We start from the raw sequence: 18,775 nt of genomic DNA on the forward strand, positions 1-18,775 counted from the left end.
TAGCCTCACTTAAAATCAAGTAAGCATACTATGGTAAGAACGCCTTCTTTTGGACGATCGTGATCACATTAATTATGTACGCTAATGTGAATTTATCACTAGATAGAGACCGGAATCGCTTATTCAACACATTTGGTTATTAGTATTTTATCAAATTGCTGCTATAGAACTGACGGTTTGCCTTTCATCATGCGCTTGCCTTCGCGCTTAATACATTCAGCAAGCGGGTTTTCTGCCATGTCTGCACGCCAAATGAATGAAAGCGTACGTTCCATTTCGAGCTCGGGCACATTTAAAGTAACCAATTGACCAGATTCAACAAACTGCTCGACATCGAGATAAGGTAAGCACGTTAAATATGGACCGTTTGCTACCAGACTTCTTAAAACGGGAACGTGTTCATACTCTCGCCAAACATCGAGATCACCAATTAAATGATGAATAGAGCTATCAAAAACTTTGCGAGTACCAGAGCCGTGTTCACGCAACACCCACTTTGCTTGTTCTAACTGTGCCAAGCTGACACGTTCACGCTTCGCAAATGGATGATGAGCCGCAGCCACAACCGTTAAATGGTCGGTACACCACACTTCTTGATGAACTCGACTGTCATCGCAGCGCCCTTCGATAACACCGAGGTCATATTTGTAATCTAACACCCCATCGATAACGGCATCGGTACTTTGTACGCCGAGTGAGATTCGCATCTCTGGAAAGTCATTATCAATAATACTGATGAGGTCTGGAACGAGGTGCTCTGCAGGCGTTTGACTCGCACCTAATTTGAGCTCTCCACTCAATAAGTGCTGCTCGTAAAATCCCATTTCAATTTGCTGAGCATCTTGCAGTAAACGCTTCGCTTTTGGTCTCAGCCACATACCCCAGTGAGTAAGCGCCATTTGCTTGCCCTGCCTTTCAAACAAAGGCCTACCAAGCATTTTTTCCAACTGTGCTAGAGACATACTTGTCGCAGATTGAGTCAACGCCAACTTGTCTGCTGCAATACTAACGCTCCCGGAATCTGCCACTGCATCAAATACCGCGAGTTGCTTTAATGAATAACGCAAAATTCATCCTTAATGCTTTTAATTATTTGTGTCCTATTGCTCTGTTTTTGTTAAGCCGATGAGCAACCAATTTCATTCTACGCGTAACCCAAGCTATATCAATAAATTTGATGTGGTTTTTAAAGATTATCAATTTTACCTCTATCGACCACCCCCCTAATCTGGAATGGCAGGACGCAACGAGCCCTGCAAAACATTACTGCTTAACCGTTACGGATTAAGCAAGTCATTAACACTAGGAATTACATATGACGGATTGTTCAAGGGGGGGATATGGCAACCAGCACTTCTGAAAATCATCAACTGTTCTCACCAACAGAAATGATGGCGGAAGCAGAAAAGTTTGCATTAAGCAAAGCAAATAAAACCAGCAGCATGACTTTAAGTTTAGCGATCATGGCTGGCGCATTCATCGGGCTTGCTTTTTTATTCTACATCACGGTAACCACAGGCAGCGCAGACGCTGGATGGGGGTTGAGTCGCTTAGCCGGCGGTCTTGCATTCAGTATGGGTTTAATCCTGATTGTGATTTGCGGTGGCGAGCTGTTTACCAGCTCAGTGTTATCAAGCATCTCATGGGCTAACAAGCAGATTACCTTCACTAAGATGCTGTCTATTTGGGGCAAGGTCTATGTCGGTAACTTTATCGGCGCCATGTTCCTTTTGGCTCTAGTAAGCGCAGCAGGTCTTTATCAGTTGGATGGCGGGCAATGGGGTTTAAATGCTCTGAATATTGCTCAACACAAGCTACACCACAGCCCTGTTCAAGCTTTTGCTTTGGGTGTGCTTTGTAACTTATTGGTGTGTTTAGCCATTTGGTTAACGTTCAGCTCTGCTAATGCCATGACCAAAGCGATGATGACCGTATTACCTGTAGCGATGTTCGTTAGTTCAGGCTTTGAACACTGCGTGGCGAATATGTTCATGGTTCCACTAGGCATCACGATTCAAACATTCGCACCAGAAAGCTTTTGGATGCAAATTGGCGCAACACCAGCCCAGTACGCAGACCTAAACATCATGAAATTTGTCACCGCAAACTTGGTGCCTGTGACAATCGGAAACATTGTAGGTGGTTCGGTATTGGTCGGCTTAGCCAATTGGAGCATCTACCGTCGCCCACAACTTAAAGCAGCAAAAATTACTGCAATTACACAAACAACAGAAATTGCGTCAGTTAAGGAAATTACTATGAACACAGCAACGACTATCAAGCAAATCATGAACACTCAACCAATTACACTAAGCGTAGAAATGCCTACATCAGTGGCAATTGATTCACTATTAGACGCTCAACTTGTTAGCGCTCCTGTTTGCGATGTTGAAGGTCGTCTGGTTGGTATCTTCTCTGTTCATGACGTAATGGTTGACCTTTGGTGCCAAGATTACATCCCAACTAAAGGCCAGAAAGTCGTAGACCTAATGAGCCGCGACGTTGTGGCAATCGATGCAAACGACAAGCTAGTTGATGTGGCTGAGTTCCTATGTATTGACAAAGAGCAACTGTATCCGACTACTAGCATAGGCTTCGCAACTCGCCTGACTTCACTTTCTTTAGAAGAGCGTGCGAAAGCGATGAAAGTAAGCCAACCACATATGCTTCCAGTGTTGGAAAACGGTGTGATGGTAGGTGTTCTTACTAGAACTGAGGTGATGCTAGCACTTCGCCCAATCTACGGTGACCGCCTAAACGTGGTTCCAAAAGCGGAACTAGAAACGGCTTAACTGGCTAACCCACAGTGCTTTAACATGCGACGGTTTAACTAGGAAGCGTATAGCTAACGACTGTTTTACTAGCTAACTAGAACAAGGGAAGCAATTAGGGATTAGTTGTTCTCCTCGAAAATCAGTCATGGCAACATTGACTGGCTAAAAGTAAATGGTGGCTTAAAGCGCGACTAAAGGTTTGACACAAAACAGATCTAACCGCGTTACCATTTACCACAATAAAAAGGCGCAAAGTGAATACTTTGCGCCTTTCTCTATTGCTAACTTCGTGTTTAGGTATCTAGTGAATTTGATATTAATTAAAAGACGATACCTACAAGCGCCCAGTAATCACTTGATTACTTTTTGACACCTTCAACGTGTAGATCCATGTCTACGTAGCTTGAAGCGCCCATTACTGGAATGTTGAAATCGGCAAGTTCTAGACGTGTTGTACCAACGAAACCAGCACGCTCACCGCCCCACGGGTCTTGACCAGCACCAATGAACTCAGCTTCGATAACGATAGGCTTAGTTACACCGTGAAGTTTAAGGTCGCCCATTACTTCAAGTTTGCCGTCACCTTTATCGACCACTTTGGTACTGTTAAATGTCGCGTCAGAGAACTTACCAGCATCAATGAAATCAGAGCTACGAATGTGCTTATCACGCTCAGCGTGGTTAGAGTCAAGGCTCCTTGTATCAACGATCACGTTTACTTTTGATGCTTCAACGTTGTTTGCGTCATACGAGAAGTCTCCAGAAAATGTGTTAAAACGACCTTGGATAAAGCTGTAACCCAGGTGGCTAACTTTAAAGTTTACAGAGGCGTGCGCACCTTTTGTATCAATCACGTAATCAGCAGCATTAGCAGCATTAGCAGCATTAGCAGCGAAAGGCATTGCCATAGCGAATGCTAATCCTGTAGCGATAATTGACTTTTTCATTTTGAAGCTCCTATCATTTTTCGTAGCGTATCGTCTTTGTCGATAACGTGGTGTTTTATCGCTGCTAAGGCGTGTACTGATGCCATTATGATCAGTACCCAGGCAGCATAGTAGTGAACCGTTCCTGCAAGATCAGATTGGTTTGCAAAAAGTTCACCCATACTAGGAACAGTGAACCAATTGAAAACGTCGATCCCACGGCCATCTGATGTAGAAATCAAATAACCTGAAATAAATAAAACCGCTAAGTTAACGTACATGAAGCCGTGCGCAATTTTTGCAGCTACAACTTCATAGGCTTTACCCTCTACGTTCGGTGACGCGGTAACTAACTTCCAAACCAAGCGAGCTACAGTTACAGCGGCCAAAAGAATGCCTACCGAACGATGATAGTCTGGTGCAGTTTTGTACCACTCGCTGTAATATGAGAGGTCAACCATCCATAGGCCAACACCAAATAAACCAAAAATTGTTAGCGCTGAAATCCAATGCATCGCTCTTGCTAAAGGGTTGTAATTTCTAACGTTGTTGTCCATACATCTATTCCGAATGTTAACGATTGGTGTAGTTTTGCAAAGCGTACCCTACACTCAGTTTGTGTAACATAGTATTTACCAAGCTTTACATTGGTAACATCATTTCAAATTAAACGAGTTATTCAAAATTTTTGAACAAGTTTAGGCTTAATATTAAATTTCAACGATTTGCTCAATCTCGTAAAGCTCATCAGAAATGTCTAACATCTTACGTTCCATCACCTTTTGAGCGTCTTCTATCCCCTTGTTGTAGTAAACGGCACCAAACTTTTTACTGATGAAGTCGACCAGAAACTCAGTGTCGAACTGACCAAGCTCCACATCGAGCTCATCTTGGAGGTACTTTTGAAGCGTTTGAGTAAGTTCCGACTTCTGTTTTGAATCTAATTGAATGGTCATGACGATGTCCAAATAAAGTGTAGCTAGAACAATTGTGATTAACTGACTAAGATTAAGTTAACTGGCGATAACTTTGTTAACCAACCATAATCCTTCTAACTGATTAGAATTCCTCATAATTTAGAATACAGACCCTAGAAGTGCCAGTGCTATCCATAAAATCGCCTTGTAATCGCTAATTTTGATATGGGGATCAAGAACTCGCACTTTGCTAATAGGTAATGACACATCAATTACCGTACTATTGCCCATCAATAAGATAGTAACTATGTATAAGGGACTTCATTGTTATTAGATCTAGTGATTAAAAGCGTTAATCAATTTCAAGATGACTGCCTAAAACTATGTGAACACCACTACCCTACAGTGCATAACCAAGGGATCAGTGAGCATCACATCGGAAAAGCATTTGCTCGACGAATGCAGCACACCTTCGTAAGCTTTAATCACGCAAGTAACATTAGCCCTTTAGAAATGCTTTCTTCCGGAGATACCCCTCGACACTTTCGAATCTCGTCGGAGATTGGGACCGTTTGGGTGATCAGCCATCATATGGTCAGCGCGGGAAAGACCTGTCGTAAAAAATTGATGTTAGATATTCATAACTGGCAACAGGAATATGGGTTTGCAATTCAACCCAATGACCTCTTGATTATCGTGTCTGACCATTGGATTAGCCGCAGCAAGAATAGTGGAGAGTTACTGCACTGGTGGATGGGTGAGTTGCCTGATGAGATAAACGAGTACAGCCAGCAAGGTATTACACTTAGAGAGAGCGATTCTCAATTCGCTGCTGACCTAAACAATAACTTTAGGATTAGCCCTTGTTTTATAAAATTCGGCCATCCCTTAAAACGTTCTGGTAATCAACAATTAGTCCGCAAGTACCTTCAGCTTTATGCGGTACTTCAGTGGCAATAAAAATATCGGTCAGTTTTTCTCTTTGTACTTAAAATACAAATTCTAGACCTTCATCCCAATATTTTACAAAAATCTATTTTTCATGCGCTCATTATTTATCCAAAAGTTAACTTAGTTAAAATAACAACAACTTGGTGTTTTGAATATATTTTGAGAAGTAGATATCATTTCTATGCAAAGATCAAAGCTGTTCGATTTTACAACTTTGACACTCACCCATAATCTAGTCCTTTAACCCTACTTTTCTCTTGTGTATAGCCCGTATTGCCTTAAATTGGTGCATCATGATATGGACAATGTTACTCAGCTCATTAATTCATAAAAGCTAATAATTGCAGTTAATGATAAGTAACTTTAATGACTAATATCAATTATCATGCTGATTTTTCGTTAATTATATATATTTATACATTGACCCGACAAATAAGTTTTTATTAATTGACAATTTACTTACACCTGTCAATATTGTGACAGCCGTGACTTTTATGTCCGTCAATGAATTACCCCCTTACTAGCGAATATGATTTTATCAGACAGAAGTGAATTTATTAGCTGTATATCAGTAGATGCCGATATGCAGTTTATTGCTAAATATCAAGACCTCACTCTAAGAAGCGTCTATCAACCTATATTTGACCGTTCTATGTGTCAGATAGGTGTAGAGGCTTTGGTGCGAATCTCTAATAGTAATGGCGAAAGTATTCGTCCTGATCACTTCTTTCATTCAGACGAAACCTCTAATGCGGATAAAATAAACGTTGAAAGGTTGAGTCGCGCAATTCATATCCGTAACTTTGCTCAATCGACTGTCCGTCACCTTCAACTCTTTTTGAATGTTCTGCCAAATGTAGGCGAACTCTTTGCCGCAAAAAAAGTAAGCGAAAGCTTATTGGCTAAAAGACTACACGAATTAAACCTATCCTGTGACCAAATCGTCATGGAACTCGTTGAACTAAGCGTCGATAGTGAAGAAAAGCTCAAATTGGCAGCAACCTCCCTTGCAGACAACGGCTTCCAAATCGCTGTCGATGACTTCGGCACTCAAGCATCTACAGAAAGCCGCGTGTTACACATTGCCCCTCACATCATTAAAGTCGACCGCTCCGTCATGCTTAAGTTTGAGGAGGGCGATACGTCCGATATGGAGCTTGCTATCTCTCTTGCTGAGTCGATCAACGCGAAAACGGTGATTGAAGGTATTGAAACTCAGCAACAGCTAGAACATATGCAGGAATTAGGATTTGATATGTTCCAGGGCTACCACTTAGCGATGCCACAATCGATTGAACTCGACTTACAACTTGCAATGTAATTCCCCTCTTCCTTTTTTCGCTCTACTCAATACTAATTGAACCCCATTAAGACTTCATGCTCGTCTTTGACTCAGGTTTGATCTGGCTTGAGCATGTTCACAAAGCAATTAGATACAAAAAAGCCCAGTCAACAATGACTGGGCTGGCTTAAAAGAATCTGTTTTATATCAATCCCTAATAACCCGCAGTGGACGGTTTGATTCTATATAAGATAGCGAACATCACAGGTACTACTATTAGCGTTAGTACTGTAGCAAAGCCTAAGCCTGCCATGATGGTAATCGCCATCGAGCCGAAAAATGCATCGAATACCAAGGGAATCATACCCAAGATAGTCGTTAGTGCTGCCATAGACACCGGTCGTACACGACTGATCGCACTATCTACAACCGCTAAGTAAGGATCTTTACCTGTCGCAAGTTCACTGTTGATCTGGTCAAGCAGTACGATACCGTTCTTCAGAATCATGCCGCTTAAGCTAAGTAAGCCTAAGAACGCCGTGAAGCTAAATGGCATATTAGTACCTAACAAACCAATTGATACGCCAATGATAGACAGTGGAACCGTAAACCAAATCACAAGCGGCTTACGTACCGAATTGAACAGAAGCATAGTGATGATAAACATCAACAAGTAGCCCATTGGCAGTGAACCAAACAGAGACTCTTGTGCATCTTTAGAGCTTTCATACTCACCGCCCCAGCTTATGCTGTAGCCTTCTGGCAAATCTAATGCTTCAACCTTAGGTTTCACACGAGCAAACAAACTTGCTGGTGTTTCATCACCCAGTACATCATGGTCAGCCAATACCGTTAGCGTACGTTTTCTATCACGACGCTGAATCAGTGGTTCAGACCATTGAAGCTCTACACCATCAATCACTTGTTCAACTGGAATGTAGGTTTGTAGCGACGGGCTCCAAATCTTCACATTGTTTAGCGATTCGAAATCAAAACGCTCTTCTTCCGGTAAACGTGCCACGATAGGTAACATATGCGTACCATCACGCAGTAGGCCGATGTTGTAACCACCAAACGCCATCTGTAACGTCTCGGACAGATCTGTTTTTGAAATGCCTAGGCGACGAGCCTTAGATTCGTTGAACAGCGGTACCAGCTCTTTAGTGCGTTCACGCCAATCGTGACGAACGTTTCGAGAACCCGGGTCAGCTAACAAGATATCTTCCACTTGTACCGCGATATTACGAAGTGTTTGTGGATCAGCGCCGCTTATACGCGCTTCGATTTTAGATGCTGGTGATGGACCAAACTCAATTAACTTGAATTGGAACGTCGGTTGTTCAAATACATTCGCTAAATCTTTATCGAGTGCCTCTAACGCCTGAAACATAGTGTCACGGTCAGTCGTTCTTACTTGTAACTGAGCGTACGCTTCGTAGCTTTTCTCTGGTTGGTATGTCAGAGCGAAACGTTGCATGCCCTGCCCAACCGTTGTCGTAACAAACTCTACATTGTCTTGTTGGCGAATGTAGCTTTCAACTTTTTCAGTTTGCTTGATGGTTTCACGAACATCGGTACCTTCTGGCATCCACATGTCAACGTAGAACATTGGTGTGTTTGATGGCGGGAAGAACTGTTGTTTAACCATACCGAACCCAACGATCGAAGCGGCAAGTAACGCAACCATGCTCACTACGGTTAACCATCGGAAACGAAGTGCAAACTTAAGAGAAGCACCGAACACTACGAACAGAATACCTTTGTAAGGGTCTTCGTTTTCGTCGACTTTATCCTCTTCTTTAAGCATCATTTCAGCAAGGAACGGCGTTAATGTCAGTGCAGTAACCCAGCTCAAGAACAATGAGAAACACAGTACCCAGAATAGAGAGCCCATGAATTCGCCGGTCGCGTCTTTTGACAAACCGATTGGAGCAAAGGCTGTGATAGCGATAATGGTTGCGCCGAGCAACGGCCATTGAGTTTGTTTTACAATATCTTTTGCTGCTTGCAGCTTTGTTTTGCCTTTTTTCAAGCCAACCAAGATACCTTCAACCACTACAATTGCGTTATCAACTAGCATTCCGAGCGCGATGATCAATGCGCCCAATGAAATACGGTGCAGTTCTACGCTGTTGTAGTCCATCAAGATGAAGGTGCCAAATACCGTCAACAGAAGAACCAAACCGATGATCAGACCGCTACGCAAACCCATTGCAAACAGCAGTACAATGATTACAATCGCAACCGCTTCAACCAGACTAATCAAGAAATCCGCTACTGACTTATCGACTTCTTGCGCTTGGTTGTAGAAATAGTTCAGCTCTACACCTGCTGGTTTAATGCTTTCTAGGCGATCAAGTTCCGCATCGAGTGCTTTACCAATCTCAACCACGTTTACACCTGAAGAAAACGCTATACCTAAATTAATCGCAGGCTTACCGTTATACGTTAATACATTACCTGGTTTTTCTTGAATACCGCGAGTCACTTCGGCAACGTCTTTCAATCGAATCAGATTACCAGTATCGCGACCATGAATGATCAGGTTTTCTAGCTCTTCAACCGTGCTCAATGTGCCGTTTGGCTTGATTGTTAGGCTTTGACCATTCAGCATCACCTCACCTGCCGATACTACACTGTTTTGTTGTGCTAACAGTGACGTAACCGTCGACATATCTAGGTTCAATGCGGCTAAGCGTTCCAGTGACATCTCAACAAACAGTTGTTCCTGTTGGTCACCGGCAATACTTACTTTACCGACACCGTCAACCAGTTCGATTTCACGCGTTAGGTAATCGGCGTACTGTTTTAGCTCAACGTAGTCATAGCCATCACCGGTCAGCATGATCATCACACCGAATACGTCACCAAAATCATCGATGATCTGAACGGAATTAACACCACTTGGTAGAGTTGGCTGTAGATCGTTTATCTTTCGGCGCATTTCATCCCAGATCTGGGGCAGCTCGTCGGGACCGTAGTCCATCTTCATGCTGACCATAATTTGAGACATACCATTCGATGAGGTCGATGTGATCTTATCGATATAAGGCAACTGTCGTATCTCTTTCTCAAGTGGATACGTCAGTTCCTCTTCAACTTCCATTGACGTAGCGCCAGGGTAAGTTGAAATAATCATGGCATCTTTAATGGTAAAAGCTGGGTCTTCTAAACGGGATAGATTACCAAAAGAAGTGACACCGCCAATGGCTAAAATGACTAGAAACAGCCAGCTAATTACTTTGTTCTTTATTGAATATTCTGCGATGTTCATTCTGCTTTTCCTGACAATTTGATTCCGTCACGGAGTTTTCTTAGATTTGAATTTACGAGTACGTCACCTTGTTCGATACCATGAGCAATGAGTGCGCCGTGGCCGCTAACCTTTTCGACTTCAACTTCACTCTTGAATGCTTGGCCGTCTTCCATTTTCCAAACGTAAAATTGATTCGCTTCGGAGCCCGCTTCTAGCGTCGTCATAGGTAATTGGTAGCCCTGAACATCGCTCAAGCCAGCCTTTGCCATATCGACATTTACGGTCATACTCGTACCCGGCAGAATTTCATCTTCAGGTTGTTGCATCTGCATCCAAAACTCATAAGTGCGAGATTGCGGGTGCAGTTCGCTTGTGTGTTCTAGGTAAGTCAGAGGGTATTGGCCAGAGTGTCCACCGAAGGTTGCTTGTGGACGGTAGCTGCTGGAACGCATGTCTGGGCTAATCGACGCTAAGATCGAATCCGATACTTGAATACGCACGTAAACTTTATCGTTCTGATACAAGCTAAGTAGCGTTTCTCCTGGAGTCGCGTTTTCAAAGCGTTGCTTGTCTACCGTGGAAACCGTACCCGAAAATGGCGCGAGTAATTTGGTGTAACTGAGCTTACGCTCCGCTGCTGCTAAATTTGCCGACGCAAGCTTGTAGTTAGCCGTCAATTGATCGTGTTCAGATTGCGACAACATTTTGCTGCCAAACATCTCAGTACCACGTGCGAGTTGTTTACTGGCTAGCTCGAACAGGGACTTTGCGTCAGTAAGGTCTTGAACGTAAGTAGCATTATCTAACGTTGCGAGCAGCTGCCCTTTTTCTACTGCGTCCCCCGCCTCTACGGTTACTTGTTGAATTTCACCAGCCAGCTTAAATGACAATGGTGTGAGTTCTGCAGGCATAACCTGACCATTAAAGCTTCTATACTGATCGGTCAATGGTGCACCGACTTCAAAAGTTGACACCAACAAAGGTGGCTGTTCACGATGTTGGATTTCATTATTACAGGCTTGAAGTAACAACGCTGATGCAACAACCACTGATAATTTAGAAAGGTTCATTAAATACCCCCCTCACGTAGCCATGCTTTTACTTGTTGTCCTTCAGATAAAACATCGACACCGGCTTCTACGATTAAGTCGCCTGAAGATAAACCATCAATCACATTACCTTGTTTATTCAGAGTGACTTGTACCTTAGAAATCAATTGCGAATCTGGGTTGTAACGCCACAGTTCACCGTGGCCTTCCTCTTTACTGAGCCAAGCAGAATCAACAATACCGATACCGTAGTCCGATCGGTTTTTCTGTACTTCTACTTGCGCCGTCATTCCTGAAAGCAGGTTGATATCTTGTGGCTTTTCGATGGACACAACCGCTTGGTAGCTGTTGGTATCTTCGTCGGGCTGAGTTGATATTTCTTTAAAGCGAGTTGGGATACGAATGCCGCGGTGGCTATCCATCACAACCCACATGTTTGAGCTTGTTAGATCTTGAATCGAACGGTCTTCGAGTTTTGAAACTGGAATAGAGAACGTCACATCCATTTCGCCGCTGTTCAAAATGTTTAGAACTGGCTGTTTCTCCGCAATTAGCTGATATTGCTTACCAAATACCATTGATACTACGCCATCGAAAGGAGCAACTAATTTCGTGTAGCCAAGGTTTGTTTTTGCTTGCTCCAACTCAACTTCAGCGGCAGTAAAAGTGTTAAGGGCTTGGTCGTAATAATCGGTACTCACAAGCTTTTTCGAGTACAACTCCGAAGCCTGTTTGTATTGACTGTTCGCAAGGTCAAATTTCGCTTGTGCAGCATCAACCGCAATTCGGTAATCCGTTGCATCTAACACGGCTAAAACTTGGCCTTTCTTAACTTCTTGTCCCATACGAACATCGAAAACTTTGATATCGCCACCCACTTGGAATGACAACGCAGCACGATCTGTCGCGTCGACCTTTGCGATAAAGCTATCAAGATCAACATCCGTCTGTTGAGGGATCTCAAATAACTTTACAGGCTTAATAACCTGTACATTTTCTTCTGACTGAACCTTGTTACATCCGGTCAGAGAGCCTGCGAGTAACAGCGCGGCGATCACTGCACCTACCTGCTTACTTGTTTTGGCGTGAATAGACACCTCGGATTGCATGTTGCGTCTCCATTTAATTATTATCATTTACTACACAGATGTGCAGTATATTGGAAAATTGCAGATTCACAAGTTTTACTTTCCACCTGTGCAGTATTTTTTATTTCAGTAAAAACAGTGTAGAATGTCGTAATCGGATAAATGTGTGAAATGAAGATGACTGAAAAGAAGCAAGGTAGAAGAAGTGCAAAAGACGCTGAAGAAACTCGATTTCAAATAATGACTGTGGCTGCAGAGATGTTCTGTGACTCTGGTTACGAACGTGTTTCGTTGCGTAATATCAGCGAAAAAGCTGGTGTATCTCATAGCCTCATTCGCCACCATTTCGGTAGTAAAGAAAAGATCTGGCATGCAATAAGTGATTGTTTACATGTGTATTTTCAATCTTACATCAGTAAAATCATGCAGGAACTACCAAAAGGTGTTGCACCGAATATTTCGATCTATTTGTTTGCCATGCGTCTGTTTACTAACATGATTCATTCTCGAAGACCAATGCAGCTTCTCTCAGATTCTGTACGTCAAGAAGACAACCTCGTTGACTACTTTATTGATAATGTGGGCGATCTTGAGTATGAGATAAACATGCTTGCAGACCAATACAACAAGGCGAATCCGGAAAAAGCCGTCAATATTTATGAAATTAAATGGCAAATGATTATGTTCGCGAACGGTGCAGTTTGCCTAACTCCCTTCATGGAAAGTACCTGGAACGAAGGTGATATAGAGGCAACGGCTGAAGAAGCGCTAATGAAACACTGGCAGATGTTCAATAAACAAATGGTTAATCAATTTGCTATTGAAGAAGAATGGGTACTTAAACCGAGCACTCTAGAAGAATTAATTTATGAAGTGCCGTGCGAGTGGAAATGTAACCCAGAACACAACCACGACTGACATCAATTCCAGGCAAAAATAATTTGAACGATGCAAAAACGCGCCGTTACATCATTCATGTAACGGCGCGTTTTTATTGGAAAGGTTCAGAAAGCCCGGTTATCGGCGAGCCTTACCGCGATTTTGGTGAATCTTGAGCTTTGCTTTCATTTTACGCTTTTCTGCTGAACGGCTTTTACTACGACCACCTCGCTCAGGTGACACATCTTGCTCGGGGCTAGGTTCAAAGCCCTTTAGCCACTCTTGAGGTAGACGTGTATCGAGTAGTCGCTCAATTGCGCCCAGCAAGTACGCTTCATCGTGGCTCATAAGAGAAATTGCAAGGCCACTATTACCCGCACGGCCTGTACGACCAATACGGTGCACATAGTCTTCCGCTTTGTAAGGCATATCGTAGTTCACCACTTGTTCAAGCTGCTGAATATCGATGCCACGGGCAGCAACATCGGTTGCGATAAGTGCTCTTACTTTACCTGATTTAAAATCGTCGAGGGCTTTTTGGCGAGCACCTTGGCTTTTATCACCATTGATTGATGCCGCTTTAATCCCATCCAATTTAAGCTCTTTAACCAAAGCATCTGTGCCCTGCTTCGTCTTAGTAAACACCAATACCTGTTGCCAGTTATTTGAACCAATTAAGTACGCTAGTAATTCGCTTTTGCGCTTCTTATCGACTGGGTAAACCATCTGTTTAACCGTCTCAGCAGTGCTATTGGTTGGAGTCACTTGAATTTCACTTGGTGACTGCATCATGCGGTGCGCAATGGCTTTGATTTTGTTGTCGAACGTTGCCGAGAAAAACAGAGTTTGTCGCACTTCATTCATACGCGAAAGAATACGTTTGATGTCGGGCATGAAACCCATGTCTAACATGCGGTCAGCTTCATCTAATACCAATACTTCTGTTTGGCTCAACATGATGTTCTTAGTGAACATGTGGTCAATCAAACGACCCGGAGTCGCAACTAAGATATCGGTACCTGCACGTAGGTTATCGGTTTGGACCTTCATGCTCACTCCACCATAAGCCACTACCACTTTGAGGTCTGTGCCCTTTGCGTAGCTAGTTACGTTATCAAACACCTGTTGTGCAAGCTCACGCGTTGGCACTAAAACCAGAGCACGAACTAACTTAGGGTTTGGAATAACGTTATCTTTGGTTGCGAGTAATCTTTGAATAATTGGCAAGCCAAAAGCCGCTGTTTTACCCGTACCCGTTTGAGCACCAGCCAGCACATCTTTGCCCTCTAATACCAAAGGAATCGCTTGTTCTTGAACACTGGTTGGAGCCGTAAAATTAAGCTCTGATAGCGTAGCAAGTAGATGCTCAGACAATCCTAGTTGGTTAAAAGATTTCGTAGATTCAGACATAGTATGATGCTCAAAGATTAAATAGGCGCGGATTGTAGCAAACCTGCATTACGCTGTTTACCTTTCCTTTTGATTTTTCTGTAATTGGAGTGCATTAAACTCTTTTGCTTCCTTCAAAACCATGGGATAAAGCTCATTAAAGTGACACTGCAACGTATCATAGTGAATTTCTAAGTCAGCATAGCACGCTTTAAGCAGACCGAGCTTTGGCCTTCTCGACGCCATTCGTTGTAACACCATTTCTATGGATGACATCTCTTGATAGCTCTCTAACCACCTCTGCTCAGCCATTTTTTGGTGAACAGTAATGAAGTGCTCAGGCCAATGTGGCTCTTGGTGTTCAAAGATCTGCTGATGGCTGTCGGAGCAAAAATGCTCAAGTGATTGTGTCGAGAACTGAGCCCAATGATTAGCTAAGCAGTGGTCCCAGAATACATCGAGTGCAATAGGCGCAAAGCGTTTCGTTTGATTTGAAAAGAGTGATTTAGCAGAACGAGAAACGTCGTGCCTATCTGTATAACTGTCTACAAATCGATGAAGTCGAATTCCATCGGACAGCGAATCTGAATAGTGTTTATTTGGGTCGCCTTTCACAAAATCACCTAACAAGTTTCCTGCTAGGTTGCTCTTACAGTGTTTGGCGATATGAAGGTGTGCGAGAAAGTTCATTGAACCTCATTAAAGTGTCGAGAACTAAGTAACATGGTAAACGTACTTGTTTATCTTCGCGAACTTTAATGAGGATAGCTTTTGGTATGACGAGTGAGCGAATCCAGATTTGCTCAGTATAAGAATTGAAATGAAACGTTAGTTAGAAGATGTAAAAAGCTCTTCTGCTAACTGTTTAACTGTCTGTTCGTAGTCAGATAAATCAATGCCAATTTCCATAGCATCTAACAGCTCAAGACTTTCGTCATTATAAGATTGGTCACTCATTGTGCCCCCTCTATTCCTTGGTGTGGACGTGTTGTCCAATTAACTAGTGCACCATCTTGGACTTATATTATGTCACTTTGATGAACGCACTCTACTCTACCCATTCCATATTTATAGCTTGAAGCTACTCGCGATCATCAGCGCTTATCTACGCTAAAGGGGTATACGCAAACGACATATGTACTGCCACCTTACACCAAGTACAACAAATTACTCTATAAATTTTGAAGCAGATCATGGTCAAACGTTTGCTTCACCCTTTTAAATGCCTAGACCCAAAATTAACGTAAACTTAAATTTACAGTGGATATTTTTTATTACATTAAATATTGCAATTGGAATTAAACTCAATCAGAATACTTCAAAATCGAGATATTCTTTGGGTTTATGCGCTTAAGCTAGAAGAATTACAATGAAAACACACTCTAACGTAAAGAATTATATACAATGAATAAATCAAAGGTTTTCGGTAGTACTTTGATCATTGCAGGCACAACGATTGGTGCTGGCATGCTCGCTCTTCCTCTTGCTTCTGCAGGCATTGGCTTTTCAACTTCACTTTTCTTGATGCTTGGTTTGTGGGCATTAATGGCGTTTACAGCATTATTAATGGTTGAGCTTCACCAATTCGTGGAGTCCGACGCGACCCTACACACACTGGCTCACACGATTTTAGGTACTAAGGGGAAATGGATTGCGAGCTTCGCGGTTATGTTCCTGTTTTATGCTCTATGCGCAGCTTACATCGCGGGCGGTGGTGCACAGTTTAATCAGCGTATTTCAGATATAGCGGGTATTGAGCTGAACGGCCAAGTCACGACTTTACTATTCACACTGCTAGTAGCGGGCGTTGTAACCATTGGCACACACAGTGTTGATAAAGTAAACCGCGTTTTATTTGGTTTGAAACTTATCGCTATGGTTCTGGTACTTAGCTTCCTAGCACCAAACATCACTTCTCAATACCTATTGAGCATGCCTTTACAGCAAGGCCTGATCGTTGCAGCTATTCCTGTCGTGTTCACGTCTTTCGGCTTCCACGGGAGTATCCCTTCTATCGTAAGATACCTAGATGGCGATGTACGCTCGCTACGTAAAGTAATGATTATCGGCTCTGCGTTGCCTTTAGTTATCTACATTTTCTGGCAAGGCGTTACTTTAGGCGTTGTAAGTCAAGAACAATTACTTTCTGACACTAGTCTAGGTGCCCTATTGGTTTCATTGTCGCAAACGGTGCATCAATCAAACCTTAGCGTCATCGTAGGCGTGTTTGCCGACCTCGCTCTTCTCACTTCATTTATCGGCGTTAGCTTAGGTCTATTCGAATTTATGGGTGACTCGTTAAGCAAAAAACTGGGCAGTGCAAAACGCGTTAAGACTGCGATTATCACTTTCTTGCCTCCACTTGGCTTTGCACTGTTCTACCCACAAGGTTTCATCATGGCGCTGGGCTATGCTGCGATTGCACTTTCAGTACTAGCGATTCTTCTACCTACCGTAATGGTATACAAAGTTCGCTACACAGATTTCTCGGTAAAATCTCACGGTACAGAAGCGACGTACCAAGTATTGGGCGGAAGCAAAGCACTATTTTTAGCGGGTAGTGTTGGCGTATTTATCATTGCGATTCAGATCCTTATATCAGTAGGGTTATTACCGTCTTTGGGCTAATAAACTCATACAGGATATAAATGCTTGATTGAGATCTCATAAATGAAATGTTGTTATCATTAATTTTCACAATTAGTCGATTGATGTCACATTTTTATTGAGGTCGGTTATTTAGAGTCCACGGTAAAGGATTTACCGTGGAGTTTTTATGAAAGAAGTACAATTTCGAACGATAGACAAGCTGTTTATCAAAATGTCTATCAACGATAAGTTTTGGGTTATTTTCTTAATCTTCTTCGCTGCAGTAGTAAGCTTATCTGGCGTCAACTATGTCAATAAAATGGAACAAATTGACACTAGTGCAAAACTACAAGCTGAATACCAATTACAAGGCATTTTGTCAGCCTCAGATATCCCGACTAGCGTAAATGGCGTTACTCAACAATCAAACCCTCACGCTACAACGATTTCAGATAAAGGCGTTGTTACGGCAACGGCAATCGGTACCGATGGTAAATACTATTCACTTACCCTTCCTAGTTACGATACTCAAGACCAAAAACAGCAAGCACTGTACACTTTATTACTCAGCTTTTTATGTTGTGTCCCTTTTGGTCTTTTCTGCTACTGGGTTGCTACTTTCTTAGGTGGCGCACTTTGGGTACTTTATACAACCACTCAAAAGATTGGAGATGGCGATTTAACCTCTCGACTCGGCTTCCACCCAGGACGTGATGAGTTTGGAACGATTGGCTGCGCACTTGACCGAGCAATGGATACTCTGACCGAACTGGTAAACAACGTTAACCAAAGCGCCGCAACGCTTAGCGAAGCCTCTTCTTCTTTTGAAACTGAGATGAAGCGCAGCGAGACACAAATTATGAGTCAAAACGCTTCGCTAGACTCTGTTGCAACAGCAATGGACCAAATGACAGCTTCTGCAAACGAAGTATCTAACATTTCAGCACGTTCGACCGAGCAGACGGAACAAGACGCACAACAAATTAACGACAGCCACGCGAAGGTACAACAAGCAATTTCAGAAATAACTACCCTCTCTTCTTTGATCGAGCAAACCTCTTCTTCTGTGACAAGCTTGAATGTGAACACCAGTCAAATAAACGAAGTGATAACCACAATCAATGCTATCTCAGAGCAAACAAACCTACTCGCATTGAACGCAGCCATTGAAGCTGCTCGTGCGGGCGAACAAGGACGTGGTTTCGCGGTGGTTGCTGATGAAGTAAGGACGCTGGCTAGCCGAACTCAATCCGCAACGGTAGAGATCCAAGCTATGATTGAGCGTTTACAACAAGAAAGCCAAAACATTGCAAAGATTACCGAGCAAACCGTCGATCAAGCGCAGACCAGTAGCCAGCTGATTTCAAACATCGGGGACGACGTAAACTCAATTGCTGACTCCGCACAAGCGCTAATGGACATGAGTATTCAAATCGCCACATCTGCTGATGAGCAAAGCAACGTAGCGAATACCATCGCGGCAGAGCTCAATGACATTCGCAGTCAATCCGATGTAATAAAAGAAGTCGCTCAAAACTCATCGAACGGTGTATCAAAGCTAACGGACGCATCGATTACCCTATCTCAGACATTAGCGAGATATCGCACTTAAGCTAACTAAGATAAGCGTCATGGCGCTGGAAAATAACAATCGCCAGCTTCTGAACTAGGAAAA

At 42.9% G+C, this 18,775-nt stretch carries 16 protein-coding genes; 6 read left to right on the forward strand and 10 right to left on the reverse strand.

Annotated features, from left to right (window positions below):
• Nucleotides 1–161 precede the first annotated feature (161 nt).
• Nucleotides 162–1,067, reverse strand: coding sequence for a LysR substrate-binding domain-containing protein (locus OCV52_RS16945; RefSeq protein ID WP_008224374.1), 906 nt, complete (start codon nucleotides 1,065–1,067; stop codon nucleotides 162–164).
• Nucleotides 1,068–1,340: 273 nt separating this feature from the next.
• On the opposite strand from OCV52_RS16945, the gene focA reads away from it, so the two are divergent.
• Nucleotides 1,341–2,792 carry a formate transporter FocA gene (gene focA, locus OCV52_RS16950; RefSeq protein ID WP_137408000.1) on the forward strand — a complete coding sequence of 484 codons (1,452 nt, stop codon included), beginning with the start codon at nucleotides 1,341–1,343 and terminating at the stop codon, nucleotides 2,790–2,792.
• Between the two features lie 341 nt (nucleotides 2,793–3,133).
• Here focA and OCV52_RS16955 read toward each other — a convergent pair whose 3' ends face one another.
• The 3 genes from OCV52_RS16955 to OCV52_RS16965 form a co-directional block, all read right to left on the reverse strand.
• Nucleotides 3,134–3,721 (reverse strand): YceI family protein, encoded by a 588-nt coding sequence (locus OCV52_RS16955; protein ID WP_137408001.1) that lies wholly within the window; start codon nucleotides 3,719–3,721, stop codon nucleotides 3,134–3,136.
• Entirely contained in the window at nucleotides 3,718–4,257 is a 540-nt protein-coding gene (locus OCV52_RS16960; RefSeq protein WP_061030975.1) for a cytochrome b, read from the reverse strand. Before OCV52_RS16960 ends, OCV52_RS16955 begins: the two co-directional genes overlap by 4 nt.
• A 153-nt stretch (nucleotides 4,258–4,410) precedes the next feature.
• A complete protein-coding gene (locus tag OCV52_RS16965) occupies nucleotides 4,411–4,656 on the reverse strand; it encodes a DUF2164 domain-containing protein (RefSeq protein WP_032498192.1) in 246 nt (81 codons plus the stop codon).
• Between the two features lie 285 nt (nucleotides 4,657–4,941).
• Between OCV52_RS16965 and OCV52_RS16970 the strand changes: the two genes are divergently transcribed.
• Both OCV52_RS16970 and OCV52_RS16975 read left to right on the forward strand, forming a co-directional pair.
• The gene (locus tag OCV52_RS16970) at nucleotides 4,942–5,577 is read left to right on the forward strand and encodes a hypothetical protein (protein ID WP_137408002.1); all 636 of its coding nucleotides are present in this window, start codon (nucleotides 4,942–4,944) and stop codon (nucleotides 5,575–5,577) included.
• A gap of 574 nt (nucleotides 5,578–6,151) precedes the next feature.
• Nucleotides 6,152–6,889, forward strand: coding sequence for an EAL domain-containing protein (locus OCV52_RS16975; protein WP_137408003.1), 738 nt, complete (start codon nucleotides 6,152–6,154; stop codon nucleotides 6,887–6,889).
• Nucleotides 6,890–7,064: 175 nt separating this feature from the next.
• Here the strand turns inward: OCV52_RS16975 and OCV52_RS16980 are convergent, their stop codons facing one another.
• Genes OCV52_RS16980 through OCV52_RS16990 form a run of 3 tightly spaced genes read right to left on the reverse strand, consistent with a single transcriptional unit; the run spans nucleotide 7,065 to nucleotide 12,264 of the window.
• A complete protein-coding gene (locus tag OCV52_RS16980; RefSeq protein WP_137408004.1) occupies nucleotides 7,065–10,124 on the reverse strand; it encodes an efflux RND transporter permease subunit in 3,060 nt (1,019 codons plus the stop codon).
• Complete coding sequence (locus OCV52_RS16985; RefSeq protein ID WP_137408005.1) at nucleotides 10,121–11,176, reverse strand: efflux RND transporter periplasmic adaptor subunit; 1,056 nt, start codon at nucleotides 11,174–11,176, stop codon at nucleotides 10,121–10,123. Before OCV52_RS16985 ends, OCV52_RS16980 begins: the two co-directional genes overlap by 4 nt.
• Nucleotides 11,176–12,264 carry an efflux RND transporter periplasmic adaptor subunit gene (locus tag OCV52_RS16990; protein ID WP_137408006.1) on the reverse strand — a complete coding sequence of 363 codons (1,089 nt, stop codon included), beginning with the start codon at nucleotides 12,262–12,264 and terminating at the stop codon, nucleotides 11,176–11,178. Before OCV52_RS16990 ends, OCV52_RS16985 begins: the two co-directional genes overlap by 1 nt.
• 150 nt (nucleotides 12,265–12,414) lie before the next feature.
• Here OCV52_RS16990 and OCV52_RS16995 point away from each other — a divergent pair, with 150 nt between their 5' ends.
• A complete protein-coding gene (locus OCV52_RS16995) occupies nucleotides 12,415–13,161 on the forward strand; it encodes a TetR/AcrR family transcriptional regulator (RefSeq protein ID WP_137408007.1) in 747 nt (248 codons plus the stop codon).
• A 99-nt stretch (nucleotides 13,162–13,260) separates the two neighbouring features.
• Here the strand turns inward: OCV52_RS16995 and OCV52_RS17000 are convergent, their stop codons facing one another.
• The 3 genes from OCV52_RS17000 to OCV52_RS17010 form a co-directional block, all read right to left on the reverse strand.
• Nucleotides 13,261–14,532 (reverse strand): DEAD/DEAH box helicase, encoded by a 1,272-nt coding sequence (locus tag OCV52_RS17000; protein ID WP_137408008.1) that lies wholly within the window; start codon nucleotides 14,530–14,532, stop codon nucleotides 13,261–13,263.
• A 57-nt stretch (nucleotides 14,533–14,589) separates the two neighbouring features.
• On the reverse strand, nucleotides 14,590–15,201 hold the full coding sequence (locus OCV52_RS17005) for an acyl carrier protein phosphodiesterase (protein ID WP_137408009.1): 612 nt from the start codon (nucleotides 15,199–15,201) through the stop codon (nucleotides 14,590–14,592).
• 138 nt (nucleotides 15,202–15,339) lie between these two features.
• Nucleotides 15,340–15,468, reverse strand: a complete 129-nt coding sequence (locus tag OCV52_RS17010) for a hypothetical protein (protein WP_008216938.1) — start codon at nucleotides 15,466–15,468, stop codon at nucleotides 15,340–15,342.
• Nucleotides 15,469–15,915: 447 nt separating this feature from the next.
• Here OCV52_RS17010 and OCV52_RS17015 point away from each other — a divergent pair, with 447 nt between their 5' ends.
• Both OCV52_RS17015 and OCV52_RS17020 read left to right on the forward strand, forming a co-directional pair.
• Nucleotides 15,916–17,139 carry an aromatic amino acid transport family protein gene (locus OCV52_RS17015; protein WP_137408010.1) on the forward strand — a complete coding sequence of 408 codons (1,224 nt, stop codon included), beginning with the start codon at nucleotides 15,916–15,918 and terminating at the stop codon, nucleotides 17,137–17,139.
• Between the two features lie 148 nt (nucleotides 17,140–17,287).
• Nucleotides 17,288–18,712, forward strand: coding sequence for a methyl-accepting chemotaxis protein (locus tag OCV52_RS17020; RefSeq protein ID WP_137408011.1), 1,425 nt, complete (start codon nucleotides 17,288–17,290; stop codon nucleotides 18,710–18,712).
• The last annotated feature ends 63 nt before the right edge of the window (nucleotides 18,713–18,775 follow it).

This window comes from Vibrio chagasii (assembly GCF_024347355.1).
Lineage (GTDB): Bacteria > Pseudomonadota > Gammaproteobacteria > Enterobacterales > Vibrionaceae > Vibrio > Vibrio chagasii.